Consider the following 14,896-nt stretch of genomic DNA (forward strand, 5'->3'; position numbering starts at 1 on the left):
CCATATTGAACGCAGAATATCGTAAAAAATAAAAATGACAGGACTCGTATACAAATCTACAGGAAGTTGGTACACCGTAAAATCCGAACAAGGTGATTTTATAGAATGCCGTATGAAAGGGAAATTCCGAATTAAAGGAATTAAAAGCACAAATCCAATCGCTGTGGGAGATATTGTGGATTATGAACTGGAAGAGTCATCAGATACTGTAACGGGAACGATTCATAATATTCACGAGAGAAAGAATTATATCGTTCGAAAATCAGTGAATTTATCGCATCAGATGCATATTATTGCTTCTAATATTGATCGCGTTTTCCTTTTGGTTACCATAAATAATCCGCCAACGACTTTCAATTTTATCGATCGGTTTTTAGTAACTGCTGAGGCTTATGGAATAGAAACTATTTTGGTATTTAATAAAATTGACACTTTTGACGAAGCTACCTTAGAGGAACAATTGTATATGCAACATGTCTATCAAGAAATTGGATACAAATGCCTTCGCGTTTCCTCGACGGAAATGAAGGGAATAGAACAACTGAAGGAGATGATGATTGGTAAAGTGAGTATGTTCTCAGGGCATTCGGGTGTTGGAAAATCAACTTTGGTGAATGCGATGGAACCTTCGCTACACTTAAAAACAAAAGTAATTTCAGAAGCCAGTAAACAAGGCCAGCACACAACGACTTTTGCTGAAATGTATGATTTGTCTTTTGATGCTCGAATTATAGACACACCCGGAATTAAAGGTTTTGGAGTTGTAGATATGGATCCTGCAGAAATAAGCGGGTATTTTCCTGAATTTTTCAAATTAAAAGAACATTGCAAGTTTAATAATTGCCTGCATAAAGACGAACCAAAGTGCGCTGTAAAAGAAGCATTGGAAAAAGATGAAATAGCCTGGTCGCGTTACAATAGTTATCTTAAATTGTTGGAAGGAGATGATGAAAATTATCGTACTGACATCCACAATGAAGACCGTGCTATAAGTGATGAAAATAGAAAGTAAACTCCCAACTTCAAAGGAGAAATTCTTATAATAAAAATCCAAACCATTGAAAGTAGTAATTCAAAGAGTTTCACAATCCTCAGTAACAATAGACTCTAAAATCGTTGCCGAAATACAAAAAGGTCTATTAATTCTTGTTGGTATCGAAGATTCAGACGGTCAGGAAGATATTGACTGGCTAGTGGGGAAAATCACTAAAATACGTGTTTTTGATGATGAAAATCATGTCATGAACTTATCAGTTGAGGATATCGACGGTGATATAATTGTAGTGAGTCAATTTACACTTCACGCATCTACCAAAAAAGGCAATCGTCCTTCTTATATTAAAGCGGCAAAACCAGATATTGCGATTCCACTTTATGAAAAATTTGTAAAATCTATTGAATTTGTATTAGCTAAGAAAGTGCAAACAGGTGTTTTTGGCGCTGATATGAAAGTCAGTCTTCTGAATGACGGGCCTGTTACAATATTGATTGACAGTAAAAACAGGGAGTGACTTCTTAGTTTTATACGATTATTCTCAATTAAAATTCATTTTGAAAAACTATTTGTTTGTTATTCAGTCATATGTGTTTTTTTGAAGAAAGGCTAACTTTTTTAAACAGTGTTTTTTTTATATATTTGAAGTAAGATTTCCCCAAATCTATTAACTTAATAACCTCAAATTTTGGCAAAAATCAAACACACTAGTGCTTATGATGTAATCGATCATGTAGCTACAACTGGAAAAAAAAATAATGTAATGCATCTTTCTTCTCAGGAAGAAGAATTTAATGGAGAATTTTTAAAAATAAACAATAAGGAATTAATCAACTTTGGTACTTGCGGTTATTTAGGATTAGAAAAGCATCCGCATATTTTAGCCAAAAGTCATGAGTTATTGGATAGATATGGTTCTCATTTCTCCATTTCAAGAACGTATGTCAAAGCATCATATCAAGATGAATTAGAAAATTTAATTAGTACTATTTTTGATAACCATCCTGTAATAACATTTACTTCGACCTCGGTTGCTCATCAATCGGTAATTGGGACTATTATTCAACCAAGTGATTTAATTATCCTGGACCAACAAGTGCATTACAGTGTGCAATATCCTTGTCAATTTGCAAAATTGCAGGGGACTATGGTGAAAATGATTCGCCATAATAATATGGAAATGTTAGAAGAATTCATAAAAAGAGGCTATAACCAATACGATAAAATTTGGTATATGGCCGATGGAGTTTATTCCATGCATGGTGATTTGCCTCATAAAACGGAGCTTCTTTATTTGCTAGAAAAATATCCAAAACTTCATTTGTATTTTGATGATGCTCACGGTGTGGGATGGACTGGCGTAAACGGATGTGGAACTGTGTTTGAACATTTCAAGCATAGTGAAAGGGTGATTTTGATGAGTACATTGGCCAAAGGTTTTGGATGTATTGGAGGAATCGCTGTTTTTAATGATGCAGAAATGCATAGGAAAGTTAATATTTATGGTGGAATTCAGGCTTATACGCATCCTTTGTCTCCATCTAATGTTGGTGCAGCCATTGGCTCGGCAGAGCTTTTACTTTCAGATAAAATTCATACCTATCAAAAAGAGTTGAAGGATTCGATGGAGTATTTGAATCAGAAATTAGAAGAGCTTAATTTGACCAATACTTCTTCAAATGAAACGCCAATTTATTTTATAGGCACGGGCTCTGTGAAGGTAGCTCAAAATCTGGTTCAGCGTGTTTTGGCTGACGGATTGTATGTCAATACGGCGACATTCCCAGTTGTGCCAAATGATAAAACAGGATTGCGATTTACGCTTACGAGACATAATACAAAAGAGCATATTGATCAATTAGTAAGTTCAATAGGTAGAAACTTTAAAATTGCAGTTGATGAGGAAAATGAAGATTTAGAGAAAATCTATAAGACTTTTAATGTTCCTTTTAAAGGTGCGAAAACGATAAAGCCAGTTGAGTCACAGAAGATTTTTGTAGAAATATATAAAAGTATTAATGAAATAGAAGCTCACTTATGGGACTATTTTTTTAAGGATAATGGTAGTTATTCGCACAAGGGTTTGCAATGTATTGAAGAAATTTTTTCAAATAACGAAAAGATAGAAGAAAATTGGGGATTTCATTATGTGGTAATAAAGGATGAAAGTAATGAAATAGTATTGGCTACATTTTTTACGAGTGGCCTTTACAAAGACGATATGCTGGCTTTGGAAAATGTTTCTAAACAAATTGAAAAACAAAGAGAGCAGGATCCTTATTATTTATGTTCAAAAACATTGGCTATGGGTTCATTGTTTACTGAGGGGAATCACTTGTTTGTAAATGAAAAACATCCTTTGGTGAATGAAGCTTTGAGTGGGTTCTTTGTTGAGGTCGAAAAATTAAAAAAAGCTACTGATTCAAAGGTTGTGATGTTAAGAGATTTTCAGTCCGATTTTAAATATATGGAACATTTTGAAAACGAAGGCTTTGTTAAAATAAATATGCCAAATGTTAATGTAATTCCAATTCAAAGTTGGAAAACGAACGAGGAATTTCTCAGTCAGATTCCGTCAAAAAACAATAAAAGAAATATTGAAAGATATGTTTTAAAATACGAAGATCAATTCGATATTACGTTTAAAAACACAATAACGAGTCAAGAAGCGGAACATTATTATAATTTATTTCAAAACGTTAAAAAAGACAATCATGCCGTTAATTATTTTAAATATCCGACCAAAATAACCCAAATACTTTCTAAATATGAAGATTGGGAATTTATGGATATTAAATTAAAAGGAGGTGATGAGACAATCTGCTGCGTTTGGTCATTCAGGGGAGACAAGCATTATTCTCCATTAATTATGGGATTGAATTACGAGTATGTTGAATCATTGAATCTGTATAAGCAAGCCATTTATCAATTGGTAAAAAGAGCCAATGATTTAAATAAAGAAAAAGTTTTTTTAGGATATTCTGCCGATTATGAAAAGCAAAAATATGGAGCCAATACCATTCCCTTGCATGCTTTTATTAAATTAGATGATACTTTTAATATGGAGTTAATAGAGTCAATGTCGAACATGAAAAAAGGTTGATATATGACAGAATTAGAGAATGAATTTATCCGTTTTTGGGTTAGCGATGGAATTTTGTATAGTAAATTTAAATGCGAAGTGAATTTTGATTTAGATAAAATAAAAAAATTAATAGAAACCAGACATGTTATTTCGAATAATGACAATCAGTATTGGTGTTATGATGTTAAAGAAGCAAATGGTTTTTCTAAAGAATGCAGAGATTATGTAGATATTCATGGTCAAGAATTTTTGTTTGCATGTGCTTTAGTTATAAATTCACATATTCAGAAATTTTTATTTAATACATTTCTAAAATTAAAAAAATCGAAAATTCCATTTCAGATATTTACAAATGAAGAAAAAGCAACGGAATGGCTCTTGGAAATAAAAGCTAAGAACGAAATTAATAGTATTTAAGAATGGCAATGATTGAAAATGCGGATTATAAACTTTGGATTGATAGCGGGATATTATTTAGTGCTTTTAAAAAACCTACTGATATGACCTTAGAAGTTGCGAAATGTGCAATAGAATTAAGGCATACTATCTCAAATAATCAACATCAATATTGGTGCATGGATCTTAGAAATCTAAAAGATACATCTGATGAAGCCAAGAAATATATCGATGAATATGGGGAGGATTTTTTGTATGCTTGCGCTATGATTGTAAATTCCCATTTAATGAAATTTATAGTTAACGTTTTTAATCGAATGAAAAAACGAAGAATTCCTGTTAAAATATTCTCCTCAGAAACCGCTGCTGTAAAATGGCTTAATGAGATGAAAGAACAGAAAGACTAAGGTCATAAAACGAGTAAAAGATGTCTAAATTAGAAGAAATATTAACTTTGGTTCGTTCCATCAATGAAGATGAGTTTCAGAAACAGCTAACCTATGGAGACAGTTTAGATGATGTTCATAAAGAATTGCTTTTTTTGGCAAAAAAAATAGAGTCCAAAAAGAATAGGACCAATGCTATTATTGAGCATATTTCCGATTGTTTTTCAGGGGATTTTTTTAATTATTTATCCATTTCAGATTCACAGGATGAATTAGATGTCTTCTGTATGGGGTTTAATACTTATATTGAAGAATTAAAAGCGGTGATGGTTTCTAAAAATTCATTAGAAGCAATAAATAAGAAATTAGTCGAGGAAAAGAATCGTTCTGAACAGTTGGCTATGGCAAGGGATGAATTTTTGTCTAGTATGAGCCACGAAATTCGTACACCTCTCAATGGGATTTTAGGATTTACGGATTTATTGCTAAATAATACTTCATTAGATGTCGATAGTAAAAAACAATTAGACTACATAAAGATGTCAGGAGATATTCTTCTGGTGATTATCAATGACATTTTGGATTTGGCAAAAATTGAATCGGGACAAATTACTCTCTATGAAAAACCCTTTAATTTATCTAAACTTACTCAGTTAATATATGATACTTTTTATTTTAAGATACAGGAAAAAGGGATTGATTTTAAAATTTCAATAGATAAAAAAGTTCCTGTAATTCTTAATGGGGATTCTATTCGTGTTTCTCAAATATTATTTAATTTAATAAGTAATGCTGTTAAATTTACTCCCGCAAAAGGAAAAATTAGAATAAAGATTAAATTTGATAGAGAGGAGATAGGGTTTAACCGTATTCAAGTTTCAGTAAAAGATTCAGGAATAGGAATGCCTTCAGATAAGATTGAAACTATTTTTGATCCATTTATTCAAGTAAGCAATGATACTTCTAGAAAATATGGCGGTACTGGCTTAGGATTAACTATCACAAAGAAAATTATCGACATTATGAATGGTCAAATTCAGGTTGAAAGTAAACTTGATGTTGGTACGAAATTTACAGTAAACTTGCCTTTTTCTAAAGGGAATCCTAATTCAGTTATTTCTATATCCTCAATAGCTAGAGATAAACCAGTAATTTCTGTTGGTGGCGGGAGCAAGATAAAAGTGCTTTTAGCGGAAGATAATCGTATTAATCAAATTTTGGTAGAAAAGATTCTATCAAAATTCAATTTTGAATGTGTTACAGTAGGCAATGGTAGTTTAGCTGTTGAGGCAGTTAAGAAGCTTGATTTTGATGTTATTTTAATGGATATAATGATGCCTATAATGGATGGATATGAAGCTACTTCAATTATTCGTAATCTGGAAGATGAGACTAAAAAAAATATTCCAATTATTGCATTAACTGCAGTTGTAACAGGATCTATTGTTGAGTCAAGTTCTTCAGTTGGAATAAATAGATACTTGTCTAAGCCTTTCGAGACGGAGGAGTTGTATAATGTCATACTAGAACTAGTGGATAAGGGAAATAGTGTTTAATGGGTTTGATGTTAATTTAAATAGAAACATAATGTAGACTTTTTCAATTTGTGCTAAATATTGCTTTAGGAGATAAGAGTAGAAGTTTTTTCGGTAGAACAGATATTTCGGCTTATTATATCCAAATTATAATTTCCTCAAGGATTACTTCAGCAAATGCTTCTTACGATTAGATAAACAAGATTAAATAAAATTCCTTAAAAATATATAAAATGAACCTAAAAAATTCCCAACTAGACGTAGACAACTGGATTAAAGAGCACGGCGTTCGTTATTTCAACGAATTGACCAATATGGCACAACTTACTGAAGAAGTAGGTGAAGTAGCTCGCATTATAGCGCGCCGTTACGGTGAACAATCAGAGAAAGAAAGCGATAAAAACAAAGATCTTGGCGAGGAATTAGCTGATGTTGTTTTCGTGGTTTTGTGTCTTGCAAATCAAACCGGAATTGATTTACAGGCTGCATTCGATAAGAAAATGGATTTTAAATCACTGCGAGATAAGGATCGTCACAAAAACAATGAAAAACTGAAATAATTTGTAGATTATAAATTATGAATTATAAGGGAGGAGTGGTAAATTGCGCGCTTGAATTATACAGATCATAGTTCTAATTCCATCACTCACTACTACAATATGAATTTACTGTTACAAACTACCCATTCAAATTTAAAAGCTCAAATTGCTGTAACTGGCTCAAAAAGCGAAACCAATCGTTTGTTATTGTTACAAGCATTGTTCCCATATATAACTTTAGCGAATACCTCAAATTCTGATGATAGCGAGGTGATGCAAAAGGCATTAAAAGGAAGCGATGAGGTGATAGACATTCATCATGCAGGGACTGCGATGCGATTTCTTACCGCTTTTTTCGCAGTAAACGAGGGACGTGAAGTCGTGTTGACTGGTTCTGCTAGAATGCAAGAACGCCCTATAAAAGTTTTGGTGGAATCCTTGGAACAACTTGGCGCAATAATCTCCTATGAAAAAGAAGTGGGATATCCACCTATTCGAATCAAGGGACAAAAGATAACCGCTTCTAAGGTAAATATTCCTGCGAATGTAAGCAGTCAATATATTTCGGCTTTATTGTTAGTGGCTCCAAAATTAGAAAATGGTTTAGAATTGACATTAGAAGGCGAAATAACTTCTGTGCCATACATCAAGATGACTTTGGCTTTGCTAAACGATTTAAATATTAAAACAAGCTTTGAAGGAAATGCAATTAAAGTTTTTCCCAAAGCCGCAGTAGAGCCAAAAGAAATGACTGTGGAATCCGATTGGAGTTCGGCTTCTTATTTTTTTAGTTTAGTGGCTTTGTCAGAAACGGCCTCAATTACTTTGAGTAGCTATAAAGAAACGAGTTTGCAAGGAGATTCCGCTTTGATAGAAATTTACAAGCAATTAGGAGTTGAAACTCATTTCGAAGGGAATAAAATGACTTTGACTAAAGTTCCTGGTTTTAGATTTGCCGATGTAGATTTCGAACTAAATAATACGCCAGATATTGCACAGACGATTGTTGTTACTTGTCTTGGACTAGGTATTGGCTGTCATCTTACAGGGCTTCATACTTTAAAAATTAAGGAAACAGATAGACTAGAAGCACTTAGAATTGAGCTTACAAAATTAGGTGCTGACATTTCGGTGACAAATGAAAGTTTGACGCTTGTAGCTTCAAATTCTATTAATCCGAATATTAAAATTGCTACTTATAACGATCATAGAATGGCGATGGCTTTTGCTCCTTTGGCGCTAAAAGTGCCAATAATAATCGAAAATGCCGAGGTTGTATCTAAATCATACCCTGATTTCTGGGAAGATTTGAAAAGTTTAGACTTTAATATCACGGAACTATAAGCATAATTATCAATGTTTACGCGGGTGCACAGTTAATGTATTTGCACTTTGTGCTTTTGTGTTTAAATTAAACAGCAAAACACTTGACAACGCCTATCTCACAGTCGTATATTTGCATTCTTAAATAAGTTTGATTGTAAGGCTAAATAAGTAGGCCTTGTGGTTTAAACTTTTAAATAAAAATATAAAGATGAAATTATCACATTTTCAATTTGATTTACCTAAAGAATTGCTGGCAGAATTTCCGTCTGAACACAGAGATGAAGCTCGTTTAATGGTTGTTGATCGTAAGAAGCAAACTATCGAACACAAAACGTTCAAAGATGTTATCGATTATTTTGACGATGGCGATGTTTTAATTTTGAATAATACCAAAGTTTTCCCGGCACGTTTGTACGGAAACAAAGAAAAAACGGGTGCAAGAATTGAAGTTTTTTTACTTAGAGAACTAAACGCTGAACAACGTCTTTGGGATGTTTTAGTAGATCCAGCACGTAAAATCAGAATTGGGAACAAATTGTATTTCGGGGACGATGATTCATTAGTAGCTGAGGTTATTGATAACACAACTTCTCGTGGAAGAACATTGCGTTTCCTTTACGATGGTTCTTACGAAGAATTTAGAAAAAAATTGACGGAACTTGGAGAAACTCCAATCCCAAAATACATAAGCAGAGACGTTACGCCAGAAGATGCGGAGCGTTACCAAACAATTTATGCGAAAGAAGAAGGAGCTGTAGCGGCGCCTACTGCAGGATTACACTTCTCTAAGCATTTATTGAAAAAATTAGAAATTAAAGGAATTAAATTTGCCGAGGTTACACTACACGTTGGTTTAGGTACTTTCAACCCTGTTGAGGTTGAGGATTTGTCTAAACATAAAATGGACTCTGAGGAATTAAAAATCACTCAAGAAGCTTGTGATATTGTAAATGACGCAAAAGCCCGCAAAAAACGTATTTGTACTGTAGGTACTACATCGATGCGTGCTGTTGAGAGTTCAGTTTCTTCACATGGAACACTAAATCCTTTTGATGGTTGGACAAACAAATTTGTTTTCCCTCCTCATGACTTTACAATTCCTACTTGTATGATTACCAACTTTCATACGCCAAAATCTACTTTGTTAATGATGGTTTCTGCATTTTGTGGACATGATTTAATGAAAAGAGCCTATGAAGAAGCAATCAAAGAAAATTACAAATTCTATTCTTATGGTGATGCTATGTTGATCATCTAATAAAAATAAAGGATTAATTCACTAATTATCTCGTCAGCAATGGCGAGATTTTTTTTTTGGGGCGTGCCCCAAAAGGGTCGGGCTATTGTTACAATCTTTTTTATATTTCGCTAGCGCTTCATTATAAAAAAGGATTTCCACGACTATCCCTCACGCAACTCTAAGTGTAAAATGATATTTTTTTGAAAAATCTAATCCACCTGATACACTAATTTAATTGTAATGGTGGCAGTTTTGTTTTTGGAATTGGTATTAAAGGAACCTCCATAAGAATAATCTTCAGACGAGTTTTGCGCTATAATCTGAAAAACGCCCATGTCAGATTTTTTTAGATTGCCTAAACCGGCATCGGCATTTTCAGCAATACTTTTAGCTCTGTTGCTAGCGTCTTTTGTAGCTTCAGCAATCATTTTTATTTTTAGCTCCGCAAGTTTAGTGTAATAATATTCGGGAGCATTCGAGTAAAACTCAACTCCAGTGTTAATTAATTCGCTGGATTGTCTCGAAATATCTTCTATTTTATTTACGTCTTTGGACTGGATAGTAACAATTTGATTTAATGTAAAGCCCGTAAAAATAGATTGTCTGATGGTTCCATTTTCATTGTAAGTAGTCTCAAAATCCTTGTTGAAAGAAATTGCCGAAAATACAATGTCAGTAGAAGGGATTCCTTTGGCAGATAAATAGCTTTTAATTTTTTCACGGTCAGCGTCCAGGGATGCATAAGCATCTTTTAAGGTGCTGCTCTTTTTTGAGAAAGATCCAGTCCATACAATTAAATCAGATACGAAATCTGTTTTTCCTAATCCGGTAACGCTAATGGTGTCGTTACTTTTATTTCTGTTTTGGAAAGCATTCGAAAACAAAAAAGCAGAGATTACTAAGGCTATTGAAAGGATAATTACGTTTAGACTGTTTTTTAGCATTTGTTTTGGATTTTAATACCAGTAAATATACATAAAATAAAGACGGTATTTGGAATGTTGAGAAGTAATCTTCGGCTTATGCATTTGAGTTTTTGTAACTCTGAAAATAAAGTGGTGTCACTTTGTGTAGGAATAATTATTAGTTATTTTTACAGAACTAAATTAGAGATATGACTTTCGAAAATACTAGAGAATTTGCAAAACAACTTGATTCACAAGACAAATTAAATAAATACAGAGACGAATTTATTTTTCCAAAAGTGAATGATAAAAAAGTAATTTATTTTACAGGAAATTCATTAGGATTGCAGCCTAAACGAACCAAAGCTTATGTCGATGAAGTTATGAATGACTGGGCAAATCTTGCGGTGGAAGGGCATTTTTATGCCGAAAAACCTTGGTGGGACTATCACGAACGATTCGCTGAACCATTGAGTAAAATCGTTGGAGCACTTCCTTCAGAAGTTACGGTGATGAACACTTTAACGGTGAATCTTCATTTATTGATGGTCTCCTTTTACAGACCTACAAAAAAGAGGTTCAAAATCATTTGTGAAGAAAAAGCATTTCCTTCAGATCAATATATGTTTCAAAGTCAGGTTCATTTTCACGGACATAAAACTGAGGATGCCATTGTAGAAATTAAACGACGTGACGGCGAGCATAATATTCGATTAGAAGATGTATTAGCGAAAATTAAGGAAGTAGGAGATGAACTGGCTTTAGTTTTAATAGGCGGAGTGAACTACTATACAGGTCAAGTTTTTGACATGAAAACAATCACTTCCGCTGGACACGATGCAGGTGCGATAGTTGGTTGGGATCTAGCTCATGCTGCCGGAAACATAAAATTAGAATTACACGATTGGGATGTGGATTTTGCTGCTTGGTGCAGTTACAAGTACATGAATTCAGGTCCGGGAAATGCTTCTGGATGTTTCGTTCATGAAAAACACCACAACAATCCTGACTTACCAAGATTTGCTGGCTGGTGGGGACACAACAAAGAACGCCGTTTTAAGATGGAGCCTACTTTTGATCCCGTTCATGGGGCCGACGGTTGGCAAATAAGTAATTTGCCAGTACTTTCTTTGGCACCTTATTTGGCCTCAATAGAAATGTTTGACGAGATAGGAATGGACGCGATTATTGGAAAAAGAGATAAAATCACTTCCTATTTAGAATTTATTCTTCAGGAAATCGACAAAGAAGTCAATAGTAGTTTCGAAATAATTACACCAACGAATCCAGCCGAAAGAGGATGCCAGTTATCTGTTCTACTTCATGGAGAAGGACGCAGTTTATTTGACTATTTAATGAAAAGCGGAGTAATCACCGATTGGCGAGAACCTAACGTGATTCGGTTAGCGCCAGTTCCTTTGTACTGTTCTTTTGAAGATATGTATGATTTTGGGCAGATTTTGAAAGAGGGAATTTTAAAATAAATATAGACAAGAACACCGTTTGAGTAATCAAGCGGTGTTTTTTCTTATCTTTAAATTATGATTTGTTTCAATATTGCGGCAATGTTAATCCATAAGAAATTATAGAATGACTTTTCTTGGTCGCGTTCGACGGTAGCTGTAGTATTAATGGTTTGACCACTGGTATCATTCTTAACAATTAAATTAGCCAGAGCACTTTTTAGCTTGTTTTTCTTTTCAGGAGCTCCTTTTCTATATAAAGTAACTTTTAATCCATGGTATTTTAGGGATGCGTCTTCATAAGAGTTGAAATCATTTCCTTTAATGGTAAATTTGAGTTCATCAATTATACCTTGTGTAGTGGCGTTGAGATAGGGTTTTGTAAATGTGGTTAGATCACTTGTTTTTAAATTAGATACATTCCCATGTATGGTAAAGTGATCCTTTTGATCCAAAACATTAAACGTCCAGTGTAGCTTTAGAGGTGAGTGATTCATGAATTTACAATTGATGTCAATAGCGACATCAGCTAGTTTCTTTTGTTGAAAACCACTTTGTATATTGGTTGCTTTAAGGTTAAATTTATTAAAGCTGAGCTTTCCAGGTCCTTTCTGGAAATTTATTTCTTCTTCATAAACTAAAAGGGAATTTCTTATAGCAAGTGTGTCAATTTTTAGTGGAAATTTTAGGTCGCGAAGTAGTGCATTATATAATGGTTTTTTGCTTAAATCATCGGGCGGTAGTTTGTTTCTATAAATATTTGCTGATAATTGATCTATGATAACTGAATTAGCGTTGAAGAATGGTTTGTCATCTTTAAAACCCCAATCTATATTGTTGATTTTAATCGATTCGGACCGTAGTGTGAAAAGGTCTTTTTCTTTATCTAGTTTATTAGTGAATTGACTTCGGCTATATTCCGGAATCATTTCAAATTTTTCAACACTAAAATCTTTGTCTGAAGCTACTAAATTTGAGGCTTTAAGATGATAGTTGTTGTTTAATCGGTAATAAATACTGTCCGTTTTTATGGCGAAGTTTTGATAAGAAAAGGGGATTTTATTTTGTAATAAATCATCAGTTACAATAATGTTGTTTATTCTAAAATTAATATTATTAAGGCTCAATATAGGTTTGTCAGTTGTTGTATTCATGATTTTAAGCTTGCCTCTATTTAGGATGATGTTTGAAACCATAATGATTTCTTGAAATGGTTTCACCACTGCAGAACCTAAATTTTTAGAATTGTTAATAGCATTCTGAGAATCTTTCTCGACAACAATTTCGGGTGCTGTAATGATAATAGTGTTCGCTTTGATGCGATCGTTAAAAAGGATGTCCCAGACCTTAAATCCACTTATTTCAATTGACTCTATTTTCGAATAGATATTTAGTTTTTTACCGTTTTCTAGCTGTTTCGTTTTTGGAGCAATTATTAATTTTGAAGCTTTTATTTTTTTCGATAAAAGATTAATTTCTAAATTACTGTAAGTAATAGTATACGAGGTTGGATTCTTGTCTGAAATAATGATGGGAAGTTTTTTATTGAGCCAAAAGTTAAGTCCAACATTAATTATTACAACCAAAATAACGAGACTAAAGACTAGGAGTGCTATTTTTTTTAATAGAGACATAAGTTTTATTTTTGTTCTAAATATTAAAATGAAGGTTCATCTTATTTTCAGTATTATGGTGCTATAAAAATAAGAACTATTAATAGAGGTTTTTGATTGACACATTAATTATGTAACAAATAAATTTAATAATGTAAATCGTTTCGTGTTTTATAGCCGTTTCTTTGTAATATATAAATTAATAAAGTAAAAATTATGAAAGCATTATATCTTATAGCATTGTCCTTGTTTATTATTTCTTGTAAAAATCAAGGAAGCATGGATGTTGAAGCGGCAAAACAGGTTAGTATCGATTCAATGAAAACTGAAATTGCAAAACAAAAAGTAATTGACTCTATGCAGATTGAGATGGCAAAGGTAGAGACTCAAAAAGAAGTTATAGTTGTTAATCAGCCAGGAACTAATACTAATACGCATACAACTACAACGACAACAACCCAAAGAAAAGCGTGGAGTAGTACGGCTAAAGGTGCTGTAATTGGGGCTGGAGTAGGTGCTGCAACCGGAGCGATTATAAGTAAGAAAAAAGGACAGGGTGCAATAATTGGTGGTTTAGCTGGAGCTGGTGTTGGAGCTGGAACTGGTGCTATTATTGACGGAAGCAAAAAGTAATAAAAGAATAATCATTTTTTAAAAGAGTGTTTAAGTTCAATTGGGAACTTAAGCACTCTTTCTGTTTATTTCAATATCGTATATGTTCCGCTGTTTTTATTTAGGAAAAGATTCAGTAGGCTTGTCTTTTCGTGCATATTGAAAACGATCAATTAACTTCGGTAAGCAATAGGCATCTAATCCATTTAGGGCAACTACATTTCCTTTGTCAATTTGCAACCAGCCATCTTCATTTGCTAGTTCTTCGTTGTAGTATAATTTTTCTATTGATGCAATAACATGAATAGTATCGTTTTCCTTAATATAATATTCACTCACATATTTGCAGTATAGTTGCACTGGACTTCCCTTAGTGAAAGGTATTTTTATATTTTCCTTATATTCTTCTTGTAAATTTGTCTTGTCAAATTCTGATATATTACTTTCATAATTTGCCGATGTATGATGAGCATCAGCAATCATGTTCTCAGTAACGTGATTAACTGTAAAATAACCTGTTTCTTTGATGTTTTTGTAGGTATCTCTAGGAACAGTCGTGGGACGTACAATCAGTCCAATTAAAGCGGGATCACTACCTAAATGTGTAACGCTACTAAAGATTGCAACATTATTAATCCCGTCCAGGGATTGTGTAGCAATTAAATTCGCCGATTTATAGCCCGTACAGGAGTTGATTAGGTTTAGTCTTTGAACTCTTCCCATTTCGGATAGATCTTGTATTGATATTTCTTTCATCTTGAGTAGTATTTACCACAAATGTAAATTTTGTTTATTAAAAATG

The 14,896-nt window shown here is 33.3% G+C and carries 14 protein-coding genes; 11 read left to right on the forward strand and 3 right to left on the reverse strand.

The features are described from left to right. Positions 1-34: 34 nt before the first annotated feature. The 9 genes from rsgA (at position 35) to queA (ending at position 9,519) form a co-directional block, all read left to right on the forward strand. Positions 35-1,012, forward strand: coding sequence for a ribosome small subunit-dependent GTPase A (rsgA, locus tag E0F98_RS12215; protein WP_132111864.1), 978 nt, complete (start codon positions 35-37; stop codon positions 1,010-1,012). A gap of 46 nt (positions 1,013-1,058) precedes the next feature. Next, complete coding sequence (gene dtd, locus E0F98_RS12220; protein WP_132111866.1) at positions 1,059-1,511, forward strand: D-aminoacyl-tRNA deacylase; 453 nt, start codon at positions 1,059-1,061, stop codon at positions 1,509-1,511. A gap of 171 nt (positions 1,512-1,682) precedes the next feature. Then, positions 1,683-4,097 carry an aminotransferase class I/II-fold pyridoxal phosphate-dependent enzyme gene (locus E0F98_RS12225; RefSeq protein ID WP_132111868.1) on the forward strand — a complete coding sequence of 805 codons (2,415 nt, stop codon included), beginning with the start codon at positions 1,683-1,685 and terminating at the stop codon, positions 4,095-4,097. 3 nt (positions 4,098-4,100) lie between these two features. Beyond that, a complete protein-coding gene (locus tag E0F98_RS12230; RefSeq protein ID WP_132111870.1) occupies positions 4,101-4,496 on the forward strand; it encodes a DUF7793 family protein in 396 nt (131 codons plus the stop codon). A 2-nt stretch (positions 4,497-4,498) separates the two neighbouring features. Then, the gene (locus E0F98_RS12235; RefSeq protein ID WP_132111872.1) at positions 4,499-4,882 is read left to right on the forward strand and encodes a DUF7793 family protein; all 384 of its coding nucleotides are present in this window, start codon (positions 4,499-4,501) and stop codon (positions 4,880-4,882) included. A gap of 20 nt (positions 4,883-4,902) precedes the next feature. Next, positions 4,903-6,417 (forward strand): ATP-binding protein, encoded by a 1,515-nt coding sequence (locus E0F98_RS12240; protein ID WP_132111874.1) that lies wholly within the window; start codon positions 4,903-4,905, stop codon positions 6,415-6,417. Between the two features lie 212 nt (positions 6,418-6,629). Further along, positions 6,630-6,956 carry a nucleotide pyrophosphohydrolase gene (locus E0F98_RS12245; RefSeq protein ID WP_132111876.1) on the forward strand — a complete coding sequence of 109 codons (327 nt, stop codon included), beginning with the start codon at positions 6,630-6,632 and terminating at the stop codon, positions 6,954-6,956. 99 nt (positions 6,957-7,055) lie between these two features. Further along, a complete protein-coding gene (aroA, locus tag E0F98_RS12250; RefSeq protein WP_132111878.1) occupies positions 7,056-8,279 on the forward strand; it encodes a 3-phosphoshikimate 1-carboxyvinyltransferase in 1,224 nt (407 codons plus the stop codon). Between the two features lie 190 nt (positions 8,280-8,469). Continuing rightward, positions 8,470-9,519: a tRNA preQ1(34) S-adenosylmethionine ribosyltransferase-isomerase QueA gene (gene queA / locus E0F98_RS12255; protein WP_132111880.1), complete on the forward strand. Its 1,050-nt coding sequence runs from the start codon at positions 8,470-8,472 to the stop codon at positions 9,517-9,519. A 191-nt stretch (positions 9,520-9,710) separates the two neighbouring features. Here the strand turns inward: queA and E0F98_RS12260 are convergent, their stop codons facing one another. Next, positions 9,711-10,445, reverse strand: coding sequence for an SIMPL domain-containing protein (locus tag E0F98_RS12260; RefSeq protein ID WP_132111882.1), 735 nt, complete (start codon positions 10,443-10,445; stop codon positions 9,711-9,713). Positions 10,446-10,615: 170 nt separating this feature from the next. Between E0F98_RS12260 and kynU the strand changes: the two genes are divergently transcribed. Further along, a complete protein-coding gene (gene kynU / locus E0F98_RS12265) occupies positions 10,616-11,890 on the forward strand; it encodes a kynureninase (protein WP_132111884.1) in 1,275 nt (424 codons plus the stop codon). Between the two features lie 50 nt (positions 11,891-11,940). On the opposite strand, the gene E0F98_RS12270 is transcribed toward kynU, so the two are convergent. Further along, complete coding sequence (locus E0F98_RS12270; RefSeq protein ID WP_132111886.1) at positions 11,941-13,503, reverse strand: hypothetical protein; 1,563 nt, start codon at positions 13,501-13,503, stop codon at positions 11,941-11,943. A gap of 195 nt (positions 13,504-13,698) precedes the next feature. On the opposite strand from E0F98_RS12270, the gene E0F98_RS12275 reads away from it, so the two are divergent. After that, on the forward strand, positions 13,699-14,115 hold the full coding sequence (locus tag E0F98_RS12275) for a YMGG-like glycine zipper-containing protein (protein ID WP_132111888.1): 417 nt from the start codon (positions 13,699-13,701) through the stop codon (positions 14,113-14,115). 96 nt (positions 14,116-14,211) lie between these two features. Here E0F98_RS12275 and E0F98_RS12280 read toward each other — a convergent pair whose 3' ends face one another. Further along, complete coding sequence (locus E0F98_RS12280; protein WP_132111890.1) at positions 14,212-14,850, reverse strand: flavin reductase family protein; 639 nt, start codon at positions 14,848-14,850, stop codon at positions 14,212-14,214. Positions 14,851-14,896: the final 46 nt, after the last annotated feature.

The organism is Flavobacterium hiemivividum (assembly GCF_004349145.1).
Taxonomy (GTDB): Bacteria; Bacteroidota; Bacteroidia; order Flavobacteriales; family Flavobacteriaceae; genus Flavobacterium; species Flavobacterium hiemivividum.

What these genes read in the sequence shown, in the direction of transcription:
- E0F98_RS12260 (WP_132111882.1), bottom strand. Translation starts at nt 10,445, where the DNA reads ATGCTAAAAAACAGTCTAAACGTAATTATCCTTTCAATAGCCTTAGTA.
- aroA (WP_132111878.1), top strand. Translation starts at nt 7,056, where the DNA reads ATGAATTTACTGTTACAAACTACCCATTCAAATTTAAAAGCTCAAATT.
- E0F98_RS12245 (WP_132111876.1), top strand. Translation starts at nt 6,630, where the DNA reads ATGAACCTAAAAAATTCCCAACTAGACGTAGACAACTGGATTAAAGAG.
- E0F98_RS12240 (WP_132111874.1), top strand. Translation starts at nt 4,903, where the DNA reads ATGTCTAAATTAGAAGAAATATTAACTTTGGTTCGTTCCATCAATGAA.
- rsgA (WP_132111864.1), top strand. Translation starts at nt 35, where the DNA reads ATGACAGGACTCGTATACAAATCTACAGGAAGTTGGTACACCGTAAAA.
- E0F98_RS12235 (WP_132111872.1), top strand. Translation starts at nt 4,499, where the DNA reads ATGGCAATGATTGAAAATGCGGATTATAAACTTTGGATTGATAGCGGG.
- E0F98_RS12280 (WP_132111890.1), bottom strand. Translation starts at nt 14,850, where the DNA reads ATGAAAGAAATATCAATACAAGATCTATCCGAAATGGGAAGAGTTCAA.
- E0F98_RS12275 (WP_132111888.1), top strand. Translation starts at nt 13,699, where the DNA reads ATGAAAGCATTATATCTTATAGCATTGTCCTTGTTTATTATTTCTTGT.
- queA (WP_132111880.1), top strand. Translation starts at nt 8,470, where the DNA reads ATGAAATTATCACATTTTCAATTTGATTTACCTAAAGAATTGCTGGCA.
- E0F98_RS12270 (WP_132111886.1), bottom strand. Translation starts at nt 13,503, where the DNA reads ATGTCTCTATTAAAAAAAATAGCACTCCTAGTCTTTAGTCTCGTTATT.
- kynU (WP_132111884.1), top strand. Translation starts at nt 10,616, where the DNA reads ATGACTTTCGAAAATACTAGAGAATTTGCAAAACAACTTGATTCACAA.
- E0F98_RS12230 (WP_132111870.1), top strand. Translation starts at nt 4,101, where the DNA reads ATGACAGAATTAGAGAATGAATTTATCCGTTTTTGGGTTAGCGATGGA.